This is a genomic window from uncultured Victivallis sp. (assembly GCA_944389935.1).
GTDB lineage: Bacteria > Verrucomicrobiota > Lentisphaeria > Victivallales > Victivallaceae > Victivallis.
This window is the reverse complement of the sequence record CALXOE010000012.1, coordinates 44,362-68,884: the sequence shown is the minus strand read 5'-3', so window position 1 is coordinate 68,884 and position 24,523 is coordinate 44,362. Positions and strand designations below refer to the sequence as shown.

At 60.3% G+C, this 24,523-nt stretch carries 19 protein-coding genes and 1 riboswitch; of the genes, 11 read left to right on the top strand and 8 right to left on the bottom strand.

From position 1 onward, the window contains the following. Positions 1-6: 6 nt before the first annotated feature. Complete coding sequence (locus Q0J85_RS05730; RefSeq protein WP_294479067.1) at positions 7-3,432, top strand: endo-1,4-beta-xylanase; 3,426 nt, start codon at positions 7-9, stop codon at positions 3,430-3,432. Between the two features lie 157 nt (positions 3,433-3,589). On the opposite strand, the gene Q0J85_RS05725 is transcribed toward Q0J85_RS05730, so the two are convergent. Then, on the bottom strand, positions 3,590-5,638 hold the full coding sequence (locus tag Q0J85_RS05725) for a TIM-barrel domain-containing protein (RefSeq protein ID WP_294479065.1): 2,049 nt from the start codon (positions 5,636-5,638) through the stop codon (positions 3,590-3,592). A 149-nt stretch (positions 5,639-5,787) separates the two neighbouring features. Between Q0J85_RS05725 and Q0J85_RS05720 the strand changes: the two genes are divergently transcribed. The 4 genes from Q0J85_RS05720 (at position 5,788) to lepB (ending at position 9,781) form a co-directional block, all read left to right on the top strand. After that, positions 5,788-6,204, top strand: a complete 417-nt coding sequence (locus tag Q0J85_RS05720; protein ID WP_294479063.1) for a secondary thiamine-phosphate synthase enzyme YjbQ — start codon at positions 5,788-5,790, stop codon at positions 6,202-6,204. 120 nt (positions 6,205-6,324) lie between these two features. Beyond that, positions 6,325-8,055 carry a type IV pilus twitching motility protein PilT gene (locus tag Q0J85_RS05715; protein ID WP_294479061.1) on the top strand — a complete coding sequence of 577 codons (1,731 nt, stop codon included), beginning with the start codon at positions 6,325-6,327 and terminating at the stop codon, positions 8,053-8,055. A 25-nt stretch (positions 8,056-8,080) separates the two neighbouring features. Then, on the top strand, positions 8,081-9,199 hold the full coding sequence (locus Q0J85_RS05710) for a type IV pilus twitching motility protein PilT (RefSeq protein ID WP_294479058.1): 1,119 nt from the start codon (positions 8,081-8,083) through the stop codon (positions 9,197-9,199). Between the two features lie 15 nt (positions 9,200-9,214). Next, entirely contained in the window at positions 9,215-9,781 is a 567-nt protein-coding gene (gene lepB, locus Q0J85_RS05705) for a signal peptidase I (RefSeq protein WP_294479056.1), read from the top strand. Positions 9,782-9,808: 27 nt separating this feature from the next. On the opposite strand, the gene Q0J85_RS05700 is transcribed toward lepB, so the two are convergent. Together Q0J85_RS05700 and Q0J85_RS05695 are read right to left on the bottom strand one after the other, a co-directional pair. Further along, positions 9,809-10,744 carry a glycosyltransferase gene (locus Q0J85_RS05700; RefSeq protein ID WP_294479054.1) on the bottom strand — a complete coding sequence of 312 codons (936 nt, stop codon included), beginning with the start codon at positions 10,742-10,744 and terminating at the stop codon, positions 9,809-9,811. Between the two features lie 125 nt (positions 10,745-10,869). Then, the gene (locus Q0J85_RS05695) at positions 10,870-12,177 is read right to left on the bottom strand and encodes a flippase (protein ID WP_294479052.1); all 1,308 of its coding nucleotides are present in this window, start codon (positions 12,175-12,177) and stop codon (positions 10,870-10,872) included. A 210-nt stretch (positions 12,178-12,387) separates the two neighbouring features. On the opposite strand from Q0J85_RS05695, the gene rpe reads away from it, so the two are divergent. The 4 genes from rpe to Q0J85_RS05675 are packed head-to-tail and all read left to right on the top strand — an operon-like array spanning position 12,388 to position 14,983. Continuing rightward, positions 12,388-13,092 (top strand): ribulose-phosphate 3-epimerase, encoded by a 705-nt coding sequence (gene rpe, locus Q0J85_RS05690; protein WP_294479050.1) that lies wholly within the window; start codon positions 12,388-12,390, stop codon positions 13,090-13,092. 3 nt (positions 13,093-13,095) lie between these two features. Next, positions 13,096-14,202 carry a glycine cleavage T C-terminal barrel domain-containing protein gene (locus Q0J85_RS05685; RefSeq protein WP_294479048.1) on the top strand — a complete coding sequence of 369 codons (1,107 nt, stop codon included), beginning with the start codon at positions 13,096-13,098 and terminating at the stop codon, positions 14,200-14,202. Then, the gene (locus Q0J85_RS05680) at positions 14,199-14,549 is read left to right on the top strand and encodes a hypothetical protein (RefSeq protein ID WP_294479047.1); all 351 of its coding nucleotides are present in this window, start codon (positions 14,199-14,201) and stop codon (positions 14,547-14,549) included. The genes Q0J85_RS05685 and Q0J85_RS05680 overlap by 4 nt, the downstream gene beginning before the upstream one ends. Beyond that, positions 14,546-14,983: a hypothetical protein gene (locus tag Q0J85_RS05675; RefSeq protein ID WP_294479046.1), complete on the top strand. Its 438-nt coding sequence runs from the start codon at positions 14,546-14,548 to the stop codon at positions 14,981-14,983. Before Q0J85_RS05680 ends, Q0J85_RS05675 begins: the two co-directional genes overlap by 4 nt. A 13-nt stretch (positions 14,984-14,996) precedes the next feature. Here the strand turns inward: Q0J85_RS05675 and ribB are convergent, their stop codons facing one another. From ribB to Q0J85_RS05660, 3 genes are all read right to left on the bottom strand, one after another. Beyond that, positions 14,997-15,608, bottom strand: a complete 612-nt coding sequence (ribB, locus tag Q0J85_RS05670; protein WP_294479044.1) for a 3,4-dihydroxy-2-butanone-4-phosphate synthase — start codon at positions 15,606-15,608, stop codon at positions 14,997-14,999. 106 nt (positions 15,609-15,714) lie between these two features. Next, a riboswitch (FMN riboswitch) is annotated at positions 15,715-15,842 on the bottom strand. A gap of 43 nt (positions 15,843-15,885) precedes the next feature. Beyond that, positions 15,886-18,030, bottom strand: coding sequence for a hypothetical protein (locus Q0J85_RS05665; protein WP_294479043.1), 2,145 nt, complete (start codon positions 18,028-18,030; stop codon positions 15,886-15,888). A 217-nt stretch (positions 18,031-18,247) separates the two neighbouring features. Continuing rightward, positions 18,248-19,780, bottom strand: a complete 1,533-nt coding sequence (locus tag Q0J85_RS05660; protein ID WP_294479042.1) for a potassium/proton antiporter — start codon at positions 19,778-19,780, stop codon at positions 18,248-18,250. Between the two features lie 245 nt (positions 19,781-20,025). Here Q0J85_RS05660 and Q0J85_RS05655 point away from each other — a divergent pair, with 245 nt between their 5' ends. Then, positions 20,026-21,195 (top strand): cation diffusion facilitator family transporter, encoded by a 1,170-nt coding sequence (locus Q0J85_RS05655; protein ID WP_294479041.1) that lies wholly within the window; start codon positions 20,026-20,028, stop codon positions 21,193-21,195. Between the two features lie 100 nt (positions 21,196-21,295). Here Q0J85_RS05655 and Q0J85_RS05650 read toward each other — a convergent pair whose 3' ends face one another. Then, on the bottom strand, positions 21,296-22,183 hold the full coding sequence (locus Q0J85_RS05650; protein WP_294479040.1) for a tRNA-dihydrouridine synthase family protein: 888 nt from the start codon (positions 22,181-22,183) through the stop codon (positions 21,296-21,298). Further along, positions 22,180-22,881 (bottom strand): hypothetical protein, encoded by a 702-nt coding sequence (locus Q0J85_RS05645; RefSeq protein ID WP_294479038.1) that lies wholly within the window; start codon positions 22,879-22,881, stop codon positions 22,180-22,182. The genes Q0J85_RS05650 and Q0J85_RS05645 overlap by 4 nt, the downstream gene beginning before the upstream one ends. Positions 22,882-23,085: 204 nt before the next feature. On the opposite strand from Q0J85_RS05645, the gene Q0J85_RS05640 reads away from it, so the two are divergent. Then, positions 23,086-24,513, top strand: a complete 1,428-nt coding sequence (locus tag Q0J85_RS05640) for a UDPGP type 1 family protein (protein ID WP_294479036.1) — start codon at positions 23,086-23,088, stop codon at positions 24,511-24,513. The last annotated feature ends 10 nt before the right edge of the window (positions 24,514-24,523 follow it).

Genomic DNA, 24,523 nt, shown 5'->3' with positions numbered 1-24,523 from the left:
GGGAAGATGATGAAAAGGATGATTCTGACTCTGGTTGTTCTTTCTGCACTGATCTGTGGAGGTGAGGAGATTTCATTCAACGATCCCGCGATGTTATCCTTGAATTCCGGAGAGAAACGCGATCAGACTCTGACTCTTTCCGACTCTCCGGCGCAGAACGTTTCCAGTTTGAAACTTTCGTGGGGAGAACGCCGCCATCGGTTTGCTGAGCTCAACTGGCGGGGGAAGCAGCGTATAGAGCCGGTTCAACAGGCATGGGCGGAATTGACCGTTTTCATCCCGGAAACGGTGCGGGTCGGGCGGATCGGATTGCGCTTTTCCGATAAAACCGGCGAGATTTTTCAGTTCTACCCCACCGAAGGTGGATTGAAACGAGAAGCCTGGAGTACGCTTTCCTACCGGATTTCCGAGGCTGATGTTCATGACAGTTGGAGAGGCAATGCGGATCGAAAGGTGGATGGAACCCTGCGTTTTCGGGGAATTGCGGTTAATTTTCCGAGTGGTTCCGGAAGCGGGGAGATGTGGATCGGCAAATTGAATCTGCACCAACGGCAGGATACTTTGGTTGAATGCCGCGAACCTTTTTTGAAGTTCGACCGGTCTGAGAATTTTGTTCTGAGTGGTTCTCCTGAGGATGCCTCTCTTCGACTCGTTGATGGGGGATGGGAGTTCTTCTGCATTTCGGAGACCGCGAAAAAGTTCTCCATGACCGACCGGAAGTTTGCGTTGACGCCATATGTCCCGGCGGATCGGGTCATTCTGCAACTGGAGGCGGAACGGTGTGTCGGGCGCGGGGCGGTGACGCTGAATTATACCGACTCCACCGGCAAACGATTCCGCTCAAAATGCAATTATTCCGCCGGTCAGAAAACTCTGGAATTCAAATTCCCCGCATCAAAAGCACCGTCCGGGCGTTATTCATCTTTTACGATTGAGCCTGAACCGGGAGAGTTCCGGCTGTTTTTTTCCGGCTCGGAACGGTTTTTGCATCGCTCTGAAGCCGAGGCGATCGATTTTGATATTGAAACGGGCAATCCGCTCCATTTGCTGCTTGAGGGGGAGGAAGAAAAGCTCTCGTTCCGATTCACCAACCGCGCTGTCGTCCCGCTGGAGTTTCGCGCAGAGTTGGAACTGATCGACTATTATGGACGCAGTTTAAAGAGACTCTGGAATCTGACTGCAGCTCCGGGTGAGGGCGTAACAGTGCCATTCGATGGGAAACTTCCGGCCATGGGAATCTGGTATGTCACCTGCCGGATTTCCGAAAAGGACGGGAATGATGTTGCGATTACCAAGCGCTCATTTGCCTGGATGAAGCCGGCCGGGCCGACTCCCGGCCGTGCGGAGGGTTTTCTTTTCGGAATCTGTTCGCATCCGCAGCGCTGGAGTCTGGGGGATCAGGAATTGGAAGCTCTGGCCATGGCTTACTGCGGTGCGAAAGTTCTGCGCAATGATACTGGCTGGGGAAATATTCAGCCCTCGCCCGATCGCTGGAATTTCGAGAGCATGGATCGCAAGGTTGAACTGTTCGGACGTTACCATATTGAACTGGCTCCGATCTGGGCTTATACGCCGCGCTGGGCGGCCGCTCCAGAGGTCCGGAACCGGGAATGGAGAGCATGGTTTCGATCACTGCCGGATCTCAAAGCGTGGGAGACCTATGTCGCAACCCTTACGAAACGTTATCGCGGGAAAATACGACTCTGGGAAATCTGGAACGAACCGGATTTCAGCGGATCAACGTTCAACTCCGATGAATATGCCGAGATGATGAAAATCGCCTGGCGAGCTGCCAAAGCGGTCGACCCGGAAGTGGTCATTCAAAGCGGCGGTTTTGCAACGGTGAAAGATCATCCCTCCAGAAAAGGAAATTTCCACGAAGAGGCATTGGTGAAAGGACGCGGCTTCTTCGATATTCACGCCTATCATGAGCATGGGCGATTCCCCACTTTTCAGGCTGCCGTGGAAGAGCGCTTTCTCCCGATGCGTGAGAGAACCGGCACGACTGTTCCGTGGTATGCCAACGAGACTGCATTGAGCTCCCTCGGCGGCGAACGCGGTCAGGCATTGGCGCTCTTCAAAAAACTGATTTTCAGCTGGGCGAATGGGGCGATCGGTTATAACTGGTATGATTTACGCAACGATGGGTTTGACGCAAAGAACAACGAACACAACTACGGCATGATGACGAATGATTTTCAGCCGAAATCGGTTTACGTCGTCTACAATACACTTGCCGGAACACTTTCCGGAGCGCAATATCTGAAACGGATCGATTGCGGCACGCCGGAACTCTATGTCTACTTATTCTCGCGGAACGGCGAGTTGCTGGCCGGTATCTGGAATGAGACAGCCCGTGGTGCGGCCGTTCCGCTTTTGTTCAGGACGGATGCCGATGAGGCGGAATGTGTGGATCTGATGGGAAACCGGAGAACGGTTGCCGTTCGGGACGGCATCGTGGTTTCGGAAGCCGGGCGTGATCCGGTGATTCTTCGCTTGAAACATGCATCCCAGTGCGGCTGGACGGGCAATCTGGTTCTGCTGGAGTCAGGTGGAAGCGCTGTCCCGGGGAGTGACATGGAGTTGGCGGTGCGTGTGCACAATCCGTATGCTCAGGAGCGTGAATTCCGGTTGACTCCGATTCCCCCCACAGGCGTTAAAGTCGTTCCTGCCGAGCATATGAAACGGATTGCTCCCGGAAAAACGGCGCGTCTGGTTTACCGGCTTCCCATCCCGGAAAATTATCTGGAGACCTCGAATCTGCTGCTTGATTACGCCTTTTTGCCAGACGGAGCGGCCGGACGTATTTCGATCCCACTTGTCCCGGCCAGGCGTATTCCGTCCGGAGAAATGGCATCGGACAAACCGGATTTTCGCATGGATCGCCGGGCGCAGTCTGTTTCGCTGTTTGAAGCGGATCCCGGCAAAGTTCACCTGACCTGGCAGGGGCCTGAGGATCGCTCCGCTCTGGTATGGTTGCGCCGTGAGGGGGAAACGCTCCGGCTGCGGTTCGACGTGACCGATGACCGCCATATTCAGCCGAATCACGGTGTCGGCGTCTGGAGAGGAGATAATGTCCAGCTGGCTTTGCAGCTGCCGGATCGGGCAGGCATGTGGGAGGTCGGGCTGACCCGTCTCGACTCAGGAGAAAATGAAGTTTACATCTGGAGTGCCCCCACCGGTTTTTCTCCGGCGGAAAGTGCTGCCTCAGTGAAACTGACTACTTCACGGAGCGGAACGTTGACTCGTTATGAGGCGGAACTTCCGCTGAAAGCTTTCGGAATGACCCCGGAAATACTTGCCGCCGGGATTCGTTTCAATGCGCTTGTCAACGATGATGACGGCGAGGGACGAGAGGGGTGGATCCAGATCGCCCCGGGTATTGGTGAGGATAAGGATCCGGCGAAATATCCATTGATTCTTCTTCCATAGTGTCGGATGATGACGGAGGATTCAGGCGCTGCTGCAGGAGAGTTTCGGAATTTCCAATCGAGTTCTCGCCCGCAGAGAACAACGACCTAAAAAAGCGGGGCGTGTTCGTTTTCTGAACGCTCCCCGCCTGATCGTCCCGGCGGTTCCTCCGTCGTTTTCAGAGACGTTCAACCGCTTTGACCGAATAACGCTTACCCAGTCCGGCCGAGAGGGTCCCGTCTGCATCCACGGTCCCCCAGGCGGGAACGGCGGCATCTTCGTAATCGAAGCTCCAACCGTCGTCCGCAAAGAGGCGCGCCGGTTCCGGAGCACTTCCGTAGACGCGCAGCGTAAGCTGATATTGCATCCCGTTTTCGACGAATTCCACCGGATCGGCCAGCGGGATCACACTGTTTTCCCTGACCAGAATCGGCAGCTCGCCGAGCTCGGGTTTGAGCGTGACTTCTCCCGAATGGCGTTCTCCCGTGCGGAAATCGCACCAGACCCCCGGCGGGAGCGGCATCGTCAGTTCGCTCATCCCCGCCCGGAACGGCACAACCAGCAGCCGCTCACCCGCCAGCCAGGCGTAATCGACCTCGCGCAGACGCTTGTCCTCCGGAAAATCCATCGCAAGCGCGCGGCACGGCGGCGTCCCCTCAAAGTGATAGGCCGCAAACGCCGCGTAGAGGTACGGCAGAAACCGCATGCGCAGCTCGAGCGCCTCGCGGGTCAACGTCTCGAGACGCTCCTGCTCCTCCGGCGGGTAGAACTCGTTTTCCACATTGCGTTCGCGCACGAGCTGCCGCCACGGCGGATTCGGCATCATCCAGATGTTCAACAGCATCGCCGGCGAAAGCACCATCGCCTGCAGTCGCCGGATGTAATCCTCCGGCGACGTCGCGTGGCGGAACTCCGGCGTCCACAGCAGTCCGGAGAATCCGCAGGTCGTCACCCCGCGGATGAACTCCGCATGGTCGTAGAGGTCACTGTACAGCACAAACGGTTGCGGCGCCGCGAAAGCATGTGCACAGCGGACGAGGCCGCAGGTGCGGATTCCCGCTTCGCGGCAGGCTCGGTCGATCACCTCCATGTAGAGGCAGCCGAACATCGAGTGCATGGTTTCCCCGTCGTGTCCCGAGGGGAATTCCGAACACTCCGGAAACGACCAGGGAGTCGAGATGAAATCCGAATTGTCGCACTCGTCGAGTTTAAAACTGCTGACTCCGCGTCTGGTGAGCTGTTCCGCATGGTATTCCCCGAACGCCTTGCGTGCTTCTCCGAGCGTGAAATCCGGTACGAGCCCGTTCCACACCTTGAAGTCGCCGGAATAGGGTTTGAGTTCCCCGTGGAACGGCGCCTCCGGATGCGTGAACGCATGTTCCCAGAGGTTCACGCGGAAATGATTTTCCTGAAGTTCCTGAAGAAGTTTCTCCGGCTCCGGAAAACGCTCTTTGCTCCAGACGAAACTGCACGAGTAGGCGTGGGTGTGCCAGCCCGGTTCGAGTCCGAGAATGTCGCAGGGGATATGTTTTTCGCGCAACTCCCGGGCGAGGGCGAGCACCTGTTCTTCGTTGAAAGTGCCGCAGGCGCGGTAGTGACACCCGAGCCCCCATTCGGGCGGGAGCGCGCCGCCGCCGGAGTAAAGCACATAGCGGCGGACCGCGTCGAGCAGCGTCGGCCCGGCGAAAAGATAGAGGTCAACCCCCCGGGCAGCAGGAATGTCGATCACCATCGGCGCGGAACTTCTCGCTCCGGCGGCGTAGAGTTCCGCTTCGGTCAGACGGATCTTTCCGTCGGTCTCCTGTTTTGCCTCGGCGTTGAGGAGTTCATTGCCGCCGCAGTAGAAGCTCGCGTAGCGGGCCGTGTCGACGAGAACCCCGTATCCCGCAGTCGAAAAGTAGACGGGGCAGGGGGCGTGGCTGTCACCGGTGTCGGTCGCCGGGTCGCTGTTGACCCGCAGCGTGCGTTTTTTCCCGGTGTGGCGGAGCCGCTTCAGATTCAGCCCGAGCCCGTAGACATCCTCCGCCGGAGTGAGCGGCAGTTCGAGCCTGCAGCCGCGCGCCGCGGTGCGGAAGCGGATCGACTCCGCTCCGAACGGGAACTCCGCCGGCGGCAGCGCGGCGAGCGCCTCCGCCCTCGGCGGTTTGACATAAATCTGGCGGGAGGGAGTGTCCGTTTCCGGTGTGCCGAATGTCAGCCGGACGACTCCGGGAAAAATCTGTTCCATTTCTCGTATCCTCGGGTGGGGGTATCCTGTTCCTTTTTTCATAAAATAGCTTCAGAAAAGACGATTGCAAGCCTCCTGCCTCTTGACTTCCGGGAAAAAGCGCGGTACATTCCCCGAAAACATGGAAGTCGACACAGGAGGAGAACGACATGAAATCATTTCGCCGGGAATTGACGTTGACTCTGCCGAGCCGCCGCGCGTTTGTAAACATCACTCCGCAGGTGGAAGAGGCGCTTGCGGAATCGGGCATCCGCGAGGGGCTGCTGCTCTGCAACGCCATGCACATCACCGCGTCCGTCTTCATCAACGACGACGAATCGGGTCTGCACAGCGACTTCGAGCGCTGGCTCGAGAAACTCGCCCCGGAGAAACCCCACAGCCAGTACGCTCACAACGGCTACGAGGACAACGCCGATGCCCATATGAAGCGGCAGATCATGGGGCGTGAAGTGGTCGTCGCCGTCACCGCCGGAAAACTCGATTTCGGCCCCTGGGAACAGATCTTCTATGGAGAGTTCGACGGGAAGCGCCCGAAACGGATTCTCATCAAGATTATCGGGGAATAATCGGGCGGGAATTTGAAAAAAAAGGATTTTTGCGCTATTGTATCTCGCTCCGATTGCATGGCGGAGAGAGGACAGGAATCATCAACTACACAAAGCGTTCATTTCAGGAGAGAACCTTATATGCCGCTGGATATTCAATGGTTTATTTACGCGCTGATCACGAACGGCGCCATCACGCAGGAGGATGCGGACCGCTTCTATCAGTCGCTTGAGGGCGAGCCGGAACTGGAAGCCTACGCGCAGCTCGTGCTCGACAAACTGGTCGAGGGGCTGTCCGAGGAGGATCAGCAGTCGGTGCTCAACCAGATTCAGGCGGTCATCGACTATGCGGTGGCGCAGGCCGAGACCGGAATCGCCCCGAACATGCCGTCGTCACAGCCCGCCCGTCCCGGTTTTCCCGGCGGCGCTGCCCGGCCCGGGCGTCCCGGCGCGGGACCCGGGCGTCCCGGCGCGGCGCCCGGTCGGCCGGCGTTTCCTCCTGCTCAGCGTGCGGCGGCGTTTCCTCCGGCCCAGCGTGCGGCGGCTTTCCCGCCTCAGCAGCGTTCGAGTTACATCCCTCCGCAGCACACCTCCGCGGCTTCGGATGAGATGCCGGGCGATGGGGACGGTCCGAAAAAACGTCAGCGCAACGGAATCATGCAGGATTCCGCAACTCGTTTCGAGAGTGTCGACATCGATCTCTCGCAGATCAACTCCTACGCGGATCTGCCGAGTCTCCGGGACGTCTCTTCCATGAGCGACTCGGAGGTGATCGAGCTGGTCATCACGCTGCTGACCTGTCTGCGGGCGCTCGGCGCGTCGGATCTGCACATCTCGGCGGGGGCGCCGCCGTTCGTCCGGCGCATGCTGCAGGTCGAGCGCATCGACGACTGGGTGATCCCGGAAGAGGATGCGTGGCGGTTGAACACCCTGCTGCTCTCGCCCGAACGCAAGAAGCAGTTCGAGGAGGAGATGGACATCAACTTCGCGCTCGAAGTCGGGCAGGACCGGTTCCGTGTCTGCCTCATGATGCACAAGGACGGTTCCGCGGCGAGTTATCGACTGGTTCCGGATCATATCTGTTCACTGGAGGAACTCGGTTTTCTCGAGAACGACATCACGCACATCAAACGGCTGCTGGATTATCACAACGGGCTCGTTCTGGTCACCGGGCCGGTCGGTTCGGGCAAGACCACGACGCTCGCGGCGATGGTCGACATCATCAACGAAAAACGGACCGATCACATCATCACGGTCGAAGATCCGATTGAAATCCTGCAGCTCTCGAAAAACTGCCAGGTCACGCAGCGCGAGATCGGCAAGCACACGATCAGTTACCGGACGGCGCTCAAGGCCGCGCTCCGTGAGGACCCGGACGTGATCGTCATCGGCGAACTGCACGACCTTGAAACCATTGAAAACGCGATCACCGCCTCCGAAACGGGGCACCTTGTGATCGGCACGCTGCACACGAGCGATGCGGCCAACACGTTGAACCGCCTGCTCGACGTGTTTCCGCCGTCGCAGCAGCCGCAGATCCGGGCGATGACCGCGGGCAGTCTGCGCGGGATCATCTGCCAGCGGCTGCTCCCCGCGGAGAACGGCGGATTGACCATCGCCTACGAGATTCTCATCAACAACATGGCGGTGGCGAACATCATCAACGAGGGCAAGGCGTTCAAGCTCAAGTCGACCATGCAGATCGGCAACAAGCAGGGCATGTGCACGCTCGACCAGTGTCTGCTCGGCAAGTACAAGGCGAGGCTGATCTCCTACGAGGTCGCGAAATATTACATGCGTGACCAGGCGGAGCTGGCCCAGCTCGAACGCGAATTTGCCATCCGCCAGGCGCAGCAGCTTCAGGCGAAATGAAACGGACAGGGAGGAATTTTGAAATATGGAAACGGAACCGATCATCAATCAGTACCTGCGGCAGATGCTGGAACTCGGCGGATCTGACCTGCATCTCTCGATCGACTGTCCGCCGAAAGCGCGAGTCCACGGCGACATCATAGCGTTGTCCGATGAGATCATCACTCCGGAATATATGGAGGAGATGCTCAAGGAGATCTGCATGCCGAGGCGGTGGGAGAAGTTCATGGAGACCCATGACCTTGACTTCGCGCATGAGATTCCGGGGCTGGCCCGCTTCCGCACGAACTATCTGTACAACTATCACGGCATGGGCTGCGTCATGCGCCAGATTCCGACCAGGATCCTGACGCTCGAGGAGCTTCACATGCCGGAGGTGCTCAAGGAGATCTGTGCGCTGAAATCGGGACTCGTGCTCGTGACCGGCCCGACCGGTTCGGGCAAATCGACCACGCTTGCGGCGATGATCGACTACATCAACGAGAATTTCAGCAAGCACATCATCACGATCGAGGACCCGATCGAATTCGTGCACCAGAACAAGAACTGCACGATCGTCCATCGCGAAGTCGGTCTGCAGGCGGAGTCGTTCCCGGCGGCGCTGCGCGGCGCGATGCGGTCGGACCCGGATATCGTGCTGATCGGCGAGATGCGCGAAAACGACACCATGCGGCTCGGGCTCACCTGCGCGGCGATGGGCATGCTCGTCTTTGCGACCATGCACACGAACAATGCGCCGAAGACGATCGACCGTATGATCGATGCGTTCCCCTCGAATGAACAGGCGCAGATCCGGACGATGCTTGCGGAGTGTCTTCAGGCGATCGTTTCGCAGCTTCTCTGCCGCAAGAAGTCGGGCGGCCGGGTGGCGGTGCACGAGGTTCTGCTCTGGACCGACGGACTTCCGAACACGATCCGTGAGGGGCAGATTTCCAATATCCGCACGATCATCGATGCGGGCGTCGGCCGCGGCATGCGGGCGATGGACAACTCGATCCAGGCGGAATTCGACGCTGGCAACATCTCCGCGGAGGAGGCTTATATGAAAGCGAGCGACAAGGCCCGTTTTCTGCCGTTCCTCGAGGCGGAAGAGGCGGCCGCGAAAGCCGCTGCCGCCGCGGCACAGGCCGGAGCCGGAATGTAATTCGGAGGTGGCCGGATGAGGAAGCTGTTTCGCGGTTGCTGGTCGATCTGGCTGAAGATCGCCGGACTCCATCGTTCCGATGACGATACGGAGATGGGGACCTGGGTGAACTTCTTCTTCCCCCGGCTGCGTCTCGGTTTCTTCATCCGCATGGCGATTGTCGCGGTGTGCGCTGTGATCGTCTTTTTGTTTATTCTGATGCCGTGCCGGATCAACGGGGGCAGCATGATGCCGACCTATCCCGAGCACGGGTTTACGTTCTGTTTCAAGCCGAGATACTGGTTCAGTAAACCGAAGCTCGGGGATGTGGTGATCATCCGTTATCACGACAAGACCTATTTCCTGAAGCGGATCATCGGAGTCCCCGGCGACACGATCGAATTTCGCGACGGTGAGCTCTTCCGCAACGGGAAACCGGTCGACGAGCCTTATGTGAAGTACATTTCGGATTGGAATCTGCCGCCGCGAAAAGTCGATCCCGGCCACTATTACGTGGTTGGCGACAACCGTTCGCAGGAGATCGGCGAACACATTTTCGGCAGCGTCCGCGCAAGCCGGATCGTCGGGTCGCCGATCTGGTGACCCGGGAAATGCGGAAAGAAAGAACCGTTATCTTTCCTTGTGACGGGTGGAGAGATTTTTTTTGAGCCGGTTCCACTCGTACGCGATTTTTCCGCGGATTCTCTGACCGAAGGGGACTCGGAGCGCGGCCTGCCATGCCTGGTAGACCGCCGCCGCCTCGGGCGGTTCGGGCAGCGGTTCCCGGTCGACCGGGATGGGCGTATTCCACAGGGGGAATCCGGAGTCGACTTCGCGACAGTGCGTCCCGCTCCTGTCGCCGCCGATGTTGTCCAGCAGAGGCCGGCCGCTCTGCAGGGTGAACGCATTTGCCAGAAAAACGGAGGCCCGCCAGCGGATGGCCCAGGAATCCACTTTCCCGCGCGCCTGATCCCGGAGCATTTTGCAGTAGGGGAACCGGCTCGGGCCGTCGAACTCCCGCGTGAGTCTCCGTTCCCGCAGTTCCCGGTACAGCTCGCCGGCGTCGGACCGGAACAGTTTCCAGGAGCGTTCCCACACGGCCCATCCCCAGCAGTCCGCGCCGGGACGCAGAAAATAGTCCGGCGTCCCGGGGGGCAGGGGAATGGTGTAGCCGTGAACGGCGGCGATTCTCTCATCGGATTCAAACCGGTTCAACGCCTGATTCATGAAATCCAGAAAGACGGGCGAGGTGACCATGTCGTCCTCCAGAACGATCGCTCTGCCGAACCGGCTCACGATCTCCGATACTCCGTGGATGACCGATTCTGCCAGGCCGCGGTTGACGGGGGATTCCTCGAGTTGAACCCGGGCAAAGCCGGTGACGGTTCTGAGGTAGCTCCGGACCTCGTCGACCGCCTCGCGGTCCGCCTCGTTTTTCGGTCCGTCGGAAAAGAGATACAGTTCGGACCGATCCGCACCGGGATTGGCTTTGAGAGCCTCCACGGTTCGGCGGGTGTGCTCCGGCCGTTTGTAGGCGAATAGTACGATGGGTGCTGACTGTGACATGTTTCGATTCTTTCCGGAATGATCGCGATGATGGAATATGGTTTCTCCCCGGGTATGCGGTTCTGCCGAGGCCGCTCCGGACTCCGGGGCGGACGGCGGCCGGGATTGGCCGATGTTTTTTCTGCTCATTTCCACGGCAGCAGAGCCCTCAGAAAGAACACCACAGCCCATCTCCCCCGCCGGAACAGCAGCGGGAAGAGCAGATATATGCTCAGATTGGAGGCCAGAGTCGCCCATACCGCGCCCGGCGCCCCCCAGAGCCGGATCCAGAAGTAATTCAGGATCACATTGGTCAACGCTCCGCCGACAGCCGAGACCAGCAGGATTTTCTGCATATTTTCCACGACCATCCATTTGGAGTAGATGAGTCCCGGGTAGACCAGGAGCATCTTCAAGCTCAGAATCATGAACAGCATCGCCGCCTCATGGTAGGCGCTCCCGTAAAGCAGTTCGACCAGCCACCTGCCGCAGAACGCAACCGGGATGCTCCCGCACAGCGCCAGATAGAACATCCCTTTCATGAGCCAGGAACTGCGCTGCAGGTAACGGGTTTCGGAGACCGTCCGGGTTCCCACCAGCGAGGGGAAAAAGGAGTCGCCTACCACGATCGGCAGGACGAACAGAAGTTCCACGAGCCGGACCGCGACGGCGTACTGTCCGTTGGCGCTGTCGCCGACCATGGTTTTGATCATGACCTGATCGAGCCGCAGATAGATGAGGCTGGCCGCGCCGGCGAGCATCAGAGGCAGGCAGTTCCGGAGCAGCTCGCGGGCGACCTGCCGGTCAAACCGCCATTGCCGCAAACACGCTCCGCCTTTCCGGTAAAATCCCCAGCAACAGAGGGACGCAAGCAGCACGTAGGTCGTCTCCATCAGGGCGAAACTCCACAGCGGAGCCTGATTCAGAGCCAGCAGAACCCGCCCCGCGGCGGTCGCCAGCAGTGCCGCCATCTGGGATATCGCCACATATTTCCCCTGAACCCGGGCCTGAAAGAAGTAATCCAGAACCTGAAAGGATTGAAAGAAATAACCAGATAAAATGATCCAGATCAGGAGGCGGGACTCCGCGGTGCCGGAAAAGAGCAGCACAATTCCCACGCAGGAGGCCATGATTCCGAATCCGCCGAGTTTCAGCAGAAGGGAGCTCCCCATGAGAACATTGGCGCGCTGAGGCGTGCGCACGAGTTCGCGCACGAGAATCGCGTCAAGTCCGAGAGAACTGAAAACCGAGAAGAGCGCCACGAAACTGATGGCGTAGTTCAACAGTCCGTATTGTGCGGGCCCGAGGCAGCGGGCCACGTAGACTCCGACCGAAAAGCCCACGGCAACCCGGACCGTTTTCTCCGCCAGCAGCCACAACGTGTTCGCGCCGTATCTGCGCACTCCTGCATGGTGGAAACTCTTCCTGAAAAAATCTATCGCCGCACAAAACATCGGAACAACTCCCGGCTCCGGCCGGTGAAACATCAACAACAGCACTCTAAGATAACCTTTGAAAAAGATCGTTTCAAGGCGCATCGGAAAAAATCGGCGGGATTTTTCCGGGAAAGTCCGCTGCAGAAATTCCCCGCCGCCCTCCGGATGGTTGAAAAATCAGCCTGAAACAGTTATATTTCCTGAAAGACACAACAGCAGGAGTATGACATGAATGATCTGCGGAAACTGCCGACCGACCGGATTCTCGTTTCCCCGTCGGTACTGGCTTGTGATTTCAGCCGGCTCGGGGAGGAGATCGCCCGCGCCGAAGCTGCCGGGGCGGATGTGATCCACCTCGATGTGATGGACGGACACTTCGTTCCGAACATCTCGTTCGGCCCGCCGGTGATCCGGAGCGTCCGCAAGCGCAGCGGAATGCTTTTCGACACCCATCTGATGATCTCCGAACCGGCGCGTTATGCGCAGGCGTTCGCGGAGGCGGGGTGCGACCACCTGACGTTCCACCTGGAATGCCCCGAGCCGACCGGGGAGGTGATCGACACGATCCGGAAAGCGGGCTGCACGGTCGGGATCTCCCTGAAGCCCGCGACGCCGGCCGAGGCGGTGTTTCCCTGGCTCGACCGGATCGACCTCGTGCTCGTGATGACCGTCGAGCCCGGTTTCGGCGGGCAGAGTTTCATGGCCGGCCAGATGGCGAAATGCGCCGCCGTGAAACGCGAGATTCTGCGCCGGAAGCTGCATGTTCAGCTCGAGGCCGACGGCGGAATCGACGAGAAAACCGTCCGGACCGTCGCCGCCCACGGCGTGAATATGGTCGTGGCCGGCACGAGCGTGTTCCGCCATCCGGCGGGAATGGAAACCGCGATCGCGAAACTGCATGCGGCCGGGCCGCTGCTCGACTCGGAGTTGTGAGAGATGGGCGCATTGATTACGACACCGCTGACCGAATACGAGATCGAACTCGGCGCGAAGATGGTTCCCCGGGCGGGCTGGAATGTCCCGCTCGCGTATCCGGAGGGGATCATCGCCGAGCACCGTCACACCCGGACGCACTGTTCGGTATTCGATCTGTGCGCTTCTGGGAAGCTCCGGGTGGCCGGGGCGGGAGCCGCCGCCGCGCTCGACGGCTGGTTCGCCCGCCCGGTGGCGGACCTTGAACCGGGGCGCTGCCGCCGGAATCTGCTGCTCAATGAGCAGGGCGGAGTTCTCGGGGCGCCGCTGGTCGCGCGGATGGGGGAGGAGGACTTTCTGCTGCTCACGGAACCGGAGTTCGATGCGGGCAGTCTCTCCCGGATCGCCGGTTTGTGCGCCGGAAAGGGGGTCGAAACCCAGGACCTCACGCGGCTTCTCGCGCGAATCGCTCTGGCCGGGCCGAAATCCCGTGCCGTGCTCGAAACGCTCAATGTGCGGGAGCTGCCGGAGTACGGCTGCGCCGGGAGCGTTGAGGTCGATGGATTCCGGGCGATTGCGGTCCATGCCGGTTCGACCGGGGAGGAGGCATTTTCGCTGCTCTTCAATCTGGACTATGTCGATCAGCTCTGGGATCTGCTGCTTGAGACGGAACCGGTCATGCCGGCCGGGTATGGCGCGCGCGATTCACTGCGGCTCGAGATGGGATTTCCCGCGTGCGGGAGCGAGCTTGTTCCGGAGTTCACCCCGGCCGAATCCGGGCTCGGCGCGCTGCTGCACCCGGAGGAGCCGCGCGAATTCACCGGCCGGGCCTCTCTCGGCTCGCGCTTCCCCGGGCAGCGCCTTTTCGGAGTGCGCCTCGACGGACGGCGGGCGGCCCGGGAGGGAACGCTCGTACTCAACGCGCGCGACGAGGTGATCGGCCGGGTGACCTCCGGAAGTTTCTGCCCGTCGCTCGATGCGGCGGCGGCACTCTGCCGCCTTGAGGCGTCGCTTGTAAAGCCCGGGGAATCCCTGCGGTTCGAAGTGACCGGCGCTGTTCTGACCGGGACGGTCGTTCCGCTGCCGTTCTACGACGGCGGATCGGCGCCGGGGGATTGGTGGCTGCCGTGAAGATGCTGATTTTCCCTCTGGTTCTGGCGGGAATCGCTCTGATCGCGGGCTGGCCGCTGTTTTTCCGCCGCTGGAAGTACAACCGGTATTTGTGGGTGATGAGTTCGATTCTGGTGGTCGCGCTCGGCGCGTGGTCGATGCTCTACTTCCAGTTCGAGCGGAGTTATGCGCTGCATGCGGAGGCCGAGGCGGTCCGGGCGACACGCGATGCACTCGAGTCGGGAATCGATCCGCGCGAACTGGCCGACGCTCTTGAGAAACTCGATCGGAGCACGGCATTCGAGCAGGCCGGCGTGCGGGCGCGTTACCGCCTCTGGTACGAGGCGGTGCGGGAGGCGGAACGATGAATGCGCTGGCGCTCGGACTGCTCTATTTGCTGCTCCTGATGGGGGTTTTTCTGGTTCTGCCGGTCTGGGTCATTGTGCGGGTAAAGCTGCCGCTGATCTCGAAGATCCTGTTCGGCTTCAACTATTTCGCTTTGATTGCGGTCATTTCGATGCACCTCGGGGCGGTCGGGAGTCTGTTTCAGGCGAACCGGGCGGCGAGGGAGGATTTGCAGGTGCTCATCCGCGAGTTGCGGAATCGTCCCGCGTCGGAGGTCATCCCGGCCCTCGACGACTATCTGGCGGCGGAGGCGGGCAGCCGGGTTTCGCTCTCCGAACGTTTTCCGGCTCCGGCCGGGGAGTCGCCGGAACCGGAACCGCGCCCGCCGGCGGAACTCCCTGAAGTGCAGTGTCCGGTCAAGAGCGTCATGGGGCTGCCCGGCTGCGGTCCGCAATGACCGGCCGGACTTATCAGCGTCCAGTGGCGAGACGATACTCTTTCAGCGCTTCGACGCTGCCCATTTTGAGGTGGAATTTCCGTTTGAACTCCTGAAGTTGCGGCAGTCGCGCCATCGTGCCGTCCGGATTCAGAATCTCGCACAGCACGCCGCCGGGCGGGAGTCCCGCAAGCCGGGCGAGGTCGACAGCCGCCTCGGTGTGGCCGGGCCGTTCGAGCACGCCGCCGGGCCGGGCGATGAGCGGAAAAACGTGTCCCGGCGTGTAGAAGTCGTCGAGCGCAGCGTTCTCCTCCATGAGTTTGCGGACGGTCGTCGCGCGGTCGAACGCCGAAACGCCCGTGGTCGTCCCCTCGACGGCATCGACGCTCTGCGTAAAGCAGGTACAGCGCGGATCGTGTTTCCCGGCGGGCTGCGCGAGGCCGATGCGCGCGGCGATCTCCGGCGCGAGCGGCACGCAGAAGAGCCCGCGGGCGTGAATCAGCATGAAGTTCACGGTTGCCGCGTCGGTTTTTGCCGCCGCCGCAATGAGGTCGCCCTCGTTTTCCCGGTTTTCGTCATCCGTGATGATGACGATTTCGCCGCGGCCGTATGCCGCGATCACCTCTTCGATCGGATCGAATTCCATCTTCATTCCTCCTGTGGTTTGCAGGGGTGTTCAGGCAGGAAAAAGAAAACCCCCGGACAACCCGGGGGCGGAACGGCATCGCCGCGGAGCCGGATGCTCCGCTTTCTCCTGTCCTCTCTCATCCAGACTGTCACTGTCGGCACCGGATTTTCACCGGTTCAGCTTCCGCTTTGCAGAAGGTCGCGGGCTTGTCATACCGCCGGTGGGGAGTTGCACCCCGCCCCGAAGACGCGGATTTACAATACTGCCGGTTCGGGGATTTGTCAAGTCGGAGTTGTTACGCTTTCTGCCAGAGGGCGGCGCAGCCGGGTTCGAGGGAGCCGGCCAGCAGCGTGAAGTTTTCCGGGATTTCCGCTGCGACCGGTTCCGGACCGAAATTCGCGGCGAAGCGCCAGCAGCCGGCCCCGTTCCGGAATTCCACCATGCGGAGAAGCCCCGGTTGCGGAATCCGGCGGAAAACCGGTTCTTCCAGCTCCCCGCCCGCGGCGACGGCGTATCCGTCGTCGAGCAGAAGTTCGCCGGGGAGGGGACGGCAGGGGCATCCTTTCCCCCCGCAGCAGATCTGGTCGATCCCGAGAGAGCCCATCCACGGGCCGTGCTGCTGGCGGATGACGGCACCGGACCGGCCCGCTTTCCGCCGGATGAGCAGTTTTTCGCCGCCGTAGAGCAGGAATACGTTGAGTTCACCGTCGATCGAAAGCCGGTCGGCGGCGACGGCGCGTTCCTCCGGCTGGTCCGGATGGCCCGCCAGCGTGAATTCGATTCCGCCGGGCGCGCGGTAAGTGCGGCTCTCCGCGTTGAAGAGGTCGTTCGGCATCCGGAGGTTCATTCCGCAAAGCTCCGCAAGAGTCGCTTCTTTGAGCATCTCCGCATACTCGAGGAACAGCATCGTCTTCCCGTCGGGGAGGGCGGCGCAGGCGCTCTTGTGGCGTGCGTAACTGTAGACGCCTTCCCCCTCGCCGTGCGGATCGTTCTCGATCCAGTCGGCCGCACCCGAATTCACGAAGCCGCCGGGGAAGAGCGTATGGCTGCTCTCGCCCTGCGTCGCTTCCGGCGTGTTTCCGCTGCGGATTACGCCGCGCAGATTTCCCTGCCACTCCGCCATGTCGCTGCGTTCGGCCCGGACGCAGAGCCCGGTCGGTCCCTGGCCGCCGTGCCAGACGAACGAACGTACGGTGCTGCCGTCGCGCAGGAACGTCGCGCCGTGATACTCATCCTGCCAGGCGTCCGGCGGATTGGAAGCAAAGGTCTCGGAAAAATCGGCGATCGCAAATTTCCGCCGCCAGTACGCCCCGTAGGAGAGCGTGAGAATCGCGTCCGATTCGAGCCGTGTGAAATAGTAGTAACTCACATCCCGCAGCTGCGCGAGCCGCCGCGTGTAAAAGCCGCCGTCCCCATTGTACGCGGCCTCTGTGCGGACGAGGTCGATCCACCCCTTTTCCAATTCCGCCGCGTCGGCGTCGCCGAGGAAGTCGGCAGCGAAGAGCCACATCGGAATCGCATAATCCTGGCAGTAGGTGTAGCGGGCGCGCGTGTCGCCGCCGAGGCGCAGCAGCCGCCCGTCCGGAAAGAGGAAGTGTTTCACGCGGCTCCACAGCTCCCGCACGTGCAAATAGAGTTCCGGAGGCGCGGCATAGCCGCGTTCTTTGCAGTAAAAGTGCAGCATCGCGAGGTTCGAGAGGCAGATCACCATATATCCGACGTTCAGATAACCGTGATGGTCGAGCGACCAGTTCGGGGTGAAGTTGAATCCGACGTGATATTCGCGGAGCGTTTTTCCGTTGTATTTCGTCTCGCTCGCGGCGTCGAGCGGATGGGAGAGCCCGTTCAGCAGGAACTCCGCAGCCTTGGCGCGGTACTCCGCTGCGCGCGGAGTGTCGGGATAATCGAGTGCGGCGCGCAGCAGAAAGCCGCCGTTCCAGATGTTCGATTCGGGTTTGTTTTTTCCGGAGGAGTTGACCATTCCGGCCACGACGGGATAGTGGTCGAGCAGCCAGTCCGACTCGCACAGCACGAGACGGCGCAGTCTCGCATTGTCCTCTTCCGTGAGCCGGTCGCGGATCGCGTTGAGTCCATGGCTCATGCGTTCGAGTCCGAGGACACTGATCCAGTGGCAGCCCCAGCGTCTGTCGTCGGTCGCGGGAAAATCCCCCGTGAGATGGGTCGCCATCGCGTAGCGCAGCAGTGCCAGCGCGGTTCTTCCGGCTTCATCGCGTTGTGCTTCCTCGAGTTCCGGCGCCCTGGACAGCACTGCCAGCGCGGCCGAGACGTTCAGATTGCTCTGAGTCGGCCAGTGGGCCGATTCCCCGGTGCCGTAGAACACGAGGTCGGGACGCCCCGCCGGATGCCGCAGATACTCCGGCAGTTTCGTAAGCCACGGTTTCATGGTTTCGACATAATTCGAGGCGCTGATTTTCCGCATGGTGTCTCTCCTGAGTAATTCGGACTTCCGGCGGGAAACGATTTCCCCGCCTCATTCCTGATAATATAGATCGGAATTTCTGTTTGAGAATGGATGATTGTGCTGTTTTTATGAATATTGATCTTGTTTACAGGATTTTTTATCATGAATTTTGAGTCGGCGCACAAAAAAACCGTCCCGTGGAGGGGACGGTTGAGGGGGCGGGGAGCGGTTGAACTTACGCATCCTCCTCTTCGGTTTCACAGGCGAGGACGGGGGCGGTTTCCGCGAGGGTTTTGGAGTCGGCGAGGATCATCAACCCGTCGTGCGCTTCGATCACGGTGCTGCCGTGCGGAACGACGAATTCGCGTCCGCGGCGGATCAGCAGAACGAGCGCCCCTTTCGGCAGCCCGAGTTCCGAGAGTTTGCGGCCGATGTAGGGCGCGCAGGGCTGGACTTCAAATTCACACAGGTCGCCGTTGAGCGTGCCGGTGTTCTCGAATTCGAGCGGGACGCGCGGCGAGACTTTGAGCGGTTTGTCGAGCTTGAGTTTTTTCGCAAACGGCATGAGGGTCTTCCCCTGCACGAGAACCGACATGAGAACGATGAAGAATACGATGCTGAACATTTTCCACGCATCCGGCAGATGCGCCATGAGCGGGTAGGTCGCGAGCATGATCGGCGCACCGCCGCGCAGTCCGACCCAGGAGACGAAAAGCCGTTCCTTCATTGTGAACTTGCTGCGGAACATGCAGAGAAACACCGCCGCGGGACGGGCGATCAGCATCAGAAAGAACGCGATCGCCAGTCCCGGAATCGCGACATCCGGCAGCTGTTTCGGAAACGAGAGCAGTCCGAGCATGCCGAACAGCATGACCTGCATAAGCCAGCCGATGCCGTCGTGAAAACGGCCGATCCCGTGCTGGTAGATGAATTTGCTGTTGCCCATGACCACGCCGGCGACATAGACGGCCATGAAGCCGTTTCCGTAGCTGAATTCGCTCGCTCCGAAGGTCAGCATCACGACGCCGATTCCGAGCACATAGTAGAGACCGTCGTATTCAAAGTCGATCTGGTTGAAGAGCCAGACCGCGAGCTTCGCGATGAGAAAGCCGTAAAAGACGCCAAGCGACATTTTGATGAGAAACATCGGCAGAATCATCCAGTAAGAGCCCCCGGACGAGAGGATCATCCCGACCATGAAGATCGTGAGGAATGCGGCCATCGGATCGTTGCTGCCGGATTCATATTCGAGCAGCGGTTTGAGTCTCCCTTTCAGGCTCACGCTGCGGCTGCGCAGAATCGCGAAGACCGCCGCCGCATCGGTCGAAGAGACGATCGCCCCGAGCAGCAGACACCACTCCAGCGACGGTTGCTGCGTGAATCCGAGACAGCTCGGGAAATAGCGGAATCCGAGCGCGAAGAGCCCGAATGTGAAGAGTCCCACGAACAACGCCGTCAGCAGAACCCCGAGACTCGAAAGCACGCTGCCGTAGCCGAGTACGTTCCGGATCGATTTCCATGAGGTGTCGTATCCGCCCGAGTAGAGGATGAATGCCATCGCGATGCTGCCGATCGTGTTGGCTGCGGTCGCGTTGTCGAATGCCACGATCCCGAAAAAATCGGTCCCGGCCAGCATGCCGACGCCGAGAAACACGAGCAGAACCGGGACATTCAACCGGCTCGAGAGTTTGCTTGAACACGCACCCGCGAGAATCAGAATCGCAAGTACAGTGAGGTAACCGGGAAGATTTGAAACGATATCATTCATACAGCGGTCGGCTCCAGACTCTGAAAATATGTGATTTGTGGAATTGGGAATTTCATAAAAAATATCACAGACTGAGGCGGTTTTCAAGACGCAATCCGGTAAATCCGATGGTTTCTTCCGGCTTTTTGCTGGAAAAAACAGCGGGAACGGCTATCTTATAAGGATGGCCGGAAATGTTGCCGGCCGTTTCGGAACAATCCGGGATCTGAAATCCCGGGAAACATCTGAAATATGAGAGGTTTATTTTGACCGGTTTGCTGATCCGTCTGTTTGTGAAACATCCTGACCGGACCGATGACCAGCGCGTGCGGGAATCCTACGGTGTCCTCGGCGGCGCGGTCGGGATCGTCTGCAATGTTCTGCTGTTCATCGTAAAGTTGTCGGTCGGGCTCCTGACCGGCAGTATCGCGGTCGCCGCGGACGCGGTGAACAATCTCTCCGACGCGGGCTCGGCGATGATCGCGCTCTTCGGCGCGCGCATGGCGGCGCGGCCCGCCGACGACCGCCATCCGTTCGGTCACGGACGCATGGAGTATGTGGCGGGGCTGGTGGTGGCGGTCATCATCATCGCGGTCGGGCTCGACTTCTTCAAGAGTTCAATTGAACGGATCTTCGAGCCGGCTGAAGTGACGCTTTCGGCGCTTCTGTTCGTGCTCGCGGCCTGTTCGATTCCTGTAAAACTCTGGATGTTCTTCTTCTACCGGACGCTTGCGAAACGGATCGACTCTCCGGTGCTGCGCGCGACCGCGTTCGACAGCTTGAGCGACATTCTGACCACGTCGGTGGTGCTGGTCTCCCTCTACACGAGTACGCTGACGAGTTTCCCGGTCGACGGTATTGCGGGTGTCATCGTCGCCGGGCTGGTGGTCGTCGGCGGGGTGAAGGTCGTTCGCGACACGATCAATCCGCTGCTCGGGGAGACCCCCGATCCGGCGCTCGTTTCGCGCCTGGTGGAAAAGGTGCTGGAGAATCCCGATATCTGCGGCATCCACGACCTCATGATGCACAACTACGGGCCGGGCCGGTACTTTGCGACGGCGCACGCGGAGGTGAATTCCGATGCGGATCCGGTTTCGATTCACGATTCACTTGAGAACACCGAGCGGCAGGTCGCCTGCGTCCTGCCGGTGCGGCTCGTGCTGCACTGCGATCCGTTTCAGAAAGATGACCCCGAATACAAGAAGTGGCGGCTGGCCGCGGTAGGAACCGCTCATGAGTTCGATAAGCGGTTTCAGGTCTATGACTTCCGCATGGCGCGGACACCTGAAGCGTTGCAGCTCCGGTTCGATCTGCTCGTGCCGCGCGACTGTCCGCACAATCCCGCCGAGCTGCGCGAGATGTTCCAGCGGAAGCTCGGCGGCGAGGGCGGCGAGCCGGTCAAAGTCGTGATCCGCATTGAACATGCGTTCGTCTGACCGGCGTCGGGCGCATTCTCACAGCAGGTCCGCAAAGGGAACTCTTTTGCGCGGACGCCCGGAGAGTTTCGCCGCTATATCCGCCGCTGGTAGCATCCGTTTATTCCGCGGAAAAGAGCGTGTGCGGCGGCAGCGCAATGAGACGGCGGAAATAAGGGTTGCCCTCTCTCCCCCAGATGAAGTTCGAGAGCTCGATCGACTTGTTGACCGGGAAGCCGCCGGAAGTGACCGCGCGGAAAAACGTTTCGCGTCCCTCCTCCGGGCCGGGGCTGGGGAGTCCCGCGAGCCGCCGCAGCAGAAACGGATCGTGCAGCCAGCCGCGCGCACACATGATTCCGGCCGCGCCGGGGAGAGCTTTCCACAGCGCGGCGGCCGCCTCCGGAGTCGCCACGTCGCCGTTCAGCACGACCGGAATCGGTTCGGCCAGTTCGAGCGAACGCTGCAACCGCTCTTCGCGCCCCGGTACGGAAAGATACTGCTCCTTCACCGTCCGGAAGTGGATGAAAAATGTGTCGACGCAACCCGTCGCCGCGAGACGCGGCAGAAAAAATTCCTGTTCTGCCGGATCATTCCACCCTGTGCGGAGCTTGATCGACAGCGGCAGGGCCGGAATCGCTCTCTTCACCGTCTCGACCATGCGGATCATGCTTTCGGGGTCGCGCAGCGCCCCGCCGCCCGCTCCGCCGGAGGTGACCTGGCGGCTCGGGCAGCCGAAATTCAGATTGAACGCCTTTACGCCGATGGCCGCTGCCGCCGCGGCGGTCGCGGCCACTGCCGCGGGATCGGTCCCCATAAGCTGCATCGTCACCGGAATCTCCCCGGCAAACGGGGCGAGAAACGCTTCAAGATGTTTCCGCTTCGGGACGCCGGTCACGCGCAGAAACGGCGTCATCCAGCGCTGCACGAGGTTCAGCTCCGCGGCGGCCCGCAGCAGCGCCGGAGTCATGACTCCCTCCATCGGGCCGGGCCAGAACTCCGGAATGTTCATCTCAGAAGCGTTCCGGAGAGGATGAGTCTGCTCAATTCGCGCGGTCGATAGACGATGTGCAGATTATGGTCGGCGTCGATTTTCAGGGATTTCACGCAACGGTCGAATTTCTGATAGTTTTCGTCGGCGCGGCCGGTCGTTACGGCATTTTCGCGAAACCGGTCGACGAGGAATCCGGGCATCGTGATCGAGCCGGCGCGGGCGCGGGAGATGTCGAGCGTGAGGTTGTCGCCCTCTTTCTCCGGCTTTACGCTCATGTCGGCCATGATGACGCCGCCCCGCAGCCAGGTGAATTTCGTTTTGACCGGTACGAGAATCTCGAACCGGCCGTTCTCGAAGCGGACGTTGTGATTCTTGAATCCCGGTTTCGTTTTCCCTGAAGCGGAGGGTTTGCGCAGATCGATTCCGTTGTCCGCGATCCGGATGAGTGAATTGACCTCCCCGGGGGAGAGCACGAGTTCGGACTCCTCCGGCGCGCCTTCCCCGCTCATGAGTTCACGGGAAAACCGCCCCATGAGCTTATTGATAAGCAGGTAATCCTCCGGCTGCAGCGGATCGATTTCAAACTGCGGAACGTTGCCGAACAGCAGCCAGGCGAACCAGAACCCCGCCGCGAAAATCACCAGCAGTAAGCCGGATGTGAGAATCAGGATTTTTCGGAAAAATCCCCGTTTCTTCTTCTGTTTTTTTTCCGTCATGGTCACCCTTTCCCGGTGTTGCTGGTTTAAGATACACGCAAATGGTGCCGCGCGCAATTTTTTTTCGGGAAAAGATCGGGGAAATCTCTTGCCGGATGGTGGCAGAGAACGCGGAAACGGGTTATATTGTATCCGGCGGCGTTTACGCCGCATCGATGTATGCGAATGGAACGATCTTTTCATATTCGGGAGGAGCTTGAGATCATGGACCGTTATCAGGAACTTTTGAAGAAAACCGCAGTCGCCGGTCAGGAGCAGCTTTTGCGCTTCTGGAATGAACTTTCCGACGCGGAGCGGGAGGAACTCGCCGCGCAGATCGAGGCGATCGATTTCTCCGTCATGGCGAATCTGATCCGGGAGTATGTGCTGAACAAACCGAAAACCGAGATTCCGGACGACCTCGGCCCCGCACCGTATTTCCCGCTCGTGCCGCGCGACGCGGAACAGGCTGCCCTGTACAAGCGCGCGATCGAACGCGGCGTCGAACTGCTCAAGGCCGGAAAGGTCAGCTGCCTGACCGTCGCGGGCGGACAGGGAACCCGGCTCGGCTTCGACGGACCGAAAGGAACCTATCCGATCGGTCCGGTGACCGGGCGTCCGCTGTTCCGTTACTTCGCAGAATCGATCCGGCGCGCGGGAGAGAAGTTCGGACGCCCGCTCACCTGGTACATCATGACCAGTCTGCTGAACCGCGAGGCGACCGAAAAGTTCTTCCTCGAAAACAACTTCTTCGGGCTCAAGCCGGAACAGGTGTTCTTCTTCACGCAGGGGACGATGCCCGCGTGCGGATATGACGGCAAGCTGCTGCTCGCGACGAAGTCGTCGCTCTCGCTCTCTCCGGACGGCCACGGCGGCACGCTGCTGGCGCTGCGCCGCTCCGGCGCTCTCGACCGGATGGCGAAAGAGGGGGTCGATTATCTCTCGTATTTCCAGGTGGACAATCCGCTCGTGCCGGTGGTTTCCCCGCTTTTCCTCGGGCTGCATGACCTCGAGAACTCCGAGATGTCCGCGATCATGCTGGCCAAGACCGGGCCGTTCGAGAAACTCGGCAACTTCTGCGTGACGAAAGGACGTCTCGAGATCATCGAATACAGCGATCTGCCCGCGGAGCTGGCCGAGAGCCGCAATCCGGACGGTTCGCTGCGCTTCATCGCCGGGAGCCCCGCGATTCACATGATTTCGCGTTCGTTCATCGAGCACCTGACCGCAGGCGGCAGCCTCAAACTGCCGTGGCACCGCGCGGACAAGAAAGTTCCATATGTCGATGAACAGGGCAACCCGGTCAAGCCCGAAAGCCCGAATGCCGTGAAGCTCGAGTCGTTCATCTTCGACGCCATGCCGCTGGCGAAGCGGACGATGGTGCTCGAGGGCGAACGGCGCAGCATTTTCGCGCCGACGAAGAATCCGACCGGAGTCGATTCGGTCGAGAGCTGCCGCGAGATGCTCATCGACCGCGATGCGCGTCGTCTCGAGGCGGCCGGGGTGAAGATTCCGCGTACCGCCGACGGCAAGGTCGATGCGAAGATTGAACTTTCGCCGCTGGCCGTCTTCGACGATGAGGACGCCGTCGCCTACGTGAAAGCGCACGGACTCACGGAGATTGCGCGCGGAGCGGAACTCTGTTTGGAGTGACGGAGGTTTC

Coding starts and splice junctions, on each gene's coding strand:
- Q0J85_RS05730 (WP_294479067.1), top strand. CDS start 7: ATGATGAAAAGGATGATTCTGACTCTGGTTGTTCTTTCTGCACTGATC.
- Q0J85_RS05725 (WP_294479065.1), bottom strand. CDS start 5,638: ATGGAACAGATTTTTCCCGGAGTCGTCCGGCTGACATTCGGCACACCG.
- Q0J85_RS05720 (WP_294479063.1), top strand. CDS start 5,788: ATGAAATCATTTCGCCGGGAATTGACGTTGACTCTGCCGAGCCGCCGC.
- Q0J85_RS05715 (WP_294479061.1), top strand. CDS start 6,325: ATGCCGCTGGATATTCAATGGTTTATTTACGCGCTGATCACGAACGGC.
- Q0J85_RS05710 (WP_294479058.1), top strand. CDS start 8,081: ATGGAAACGGAACCGATCATCAATCAGTACCTGCGGCAGATGCTGGAA.
- lepB (WP_294479056.1), top strand. CDS start 9,215: ATGAGGAAGCTGTTTCGCGGTTGCTGGTCGATCTGGCTGAAGATCGCC.
- Q0J85_RS05700 (WP_294479054.1), bottom strand. CDS start 10,744: ATGTCACAGTCAGCACCCATCGTACTATTCGCCTACAAACGGCCGGAG.
- Q0J85_RS05695 (WP_294479052.1), bottom strand. CDS start 12,177: ATGTTTTGTGCGGCGATAGATTTTTTCAGGAAGAGTTTCCACCATGCA.
- rpe (WP_294479050.1), top strand. CDS start 12,388: ATGAATGATCTGCGGAAACTGCCGACCGACCGGATTCTCGTTTCCCCG.
- Q0J85_RS05685 (WP_294479048.1), top strand. CDS start 13,096: ATGGGCGCATTGATTACGACACCGCTGACCGAATACGAGATCGAACTC.
- Q0J85_RS05675 (WP_294479046.1), top strand. CDS start 14,546: ATGAATGCGCTGGCGCTCGGACTGCTCTATTTGCTGCTCCTGATGGGG.
- ribB (WP_294479044.1), bottom strand. CDS start 15,608: ATGGAATTCGATCCGATCGAAGAGGTGATCGCGGCATACGGCCGCGGC.
- Q0J85_RS05665 (WP_294479043.1), bottom strand. CDS start 18,030: ATGCGGAAAATCAGCGCCTCGAATTATGTCGAAACCATGAAACCGTGG.
- Q0J85_RS05660 (WP_294479042.1), bottom strand. CDS start 19,780: ATGAATGATATCGTTTCAAATCTTCCCGGTTACCTCACTGTACTTGCG.
- Q0J85_RS05650 (WP_294479040.1), bottom strand. CDS start 22,183: ATGAACATTCCGGAGTTCTGGCCCGGCCCGATGGAGGGAGTCATGACT.
- Q0J85_RS05645 (WP_294479038.1), bottom strand. CDS start 22,881: ATGACGGAAAAAAAACAGAAGAAGAAACGGGGATTTTTCCGAAAAATC.
- Q0J85_RS05640 (WP_294479036.1), top strand. CDS start 23,086: ATGGACCGTTATCAGGAACTTTTGAAGAAAACCGCAGTCGCCGGTCAG.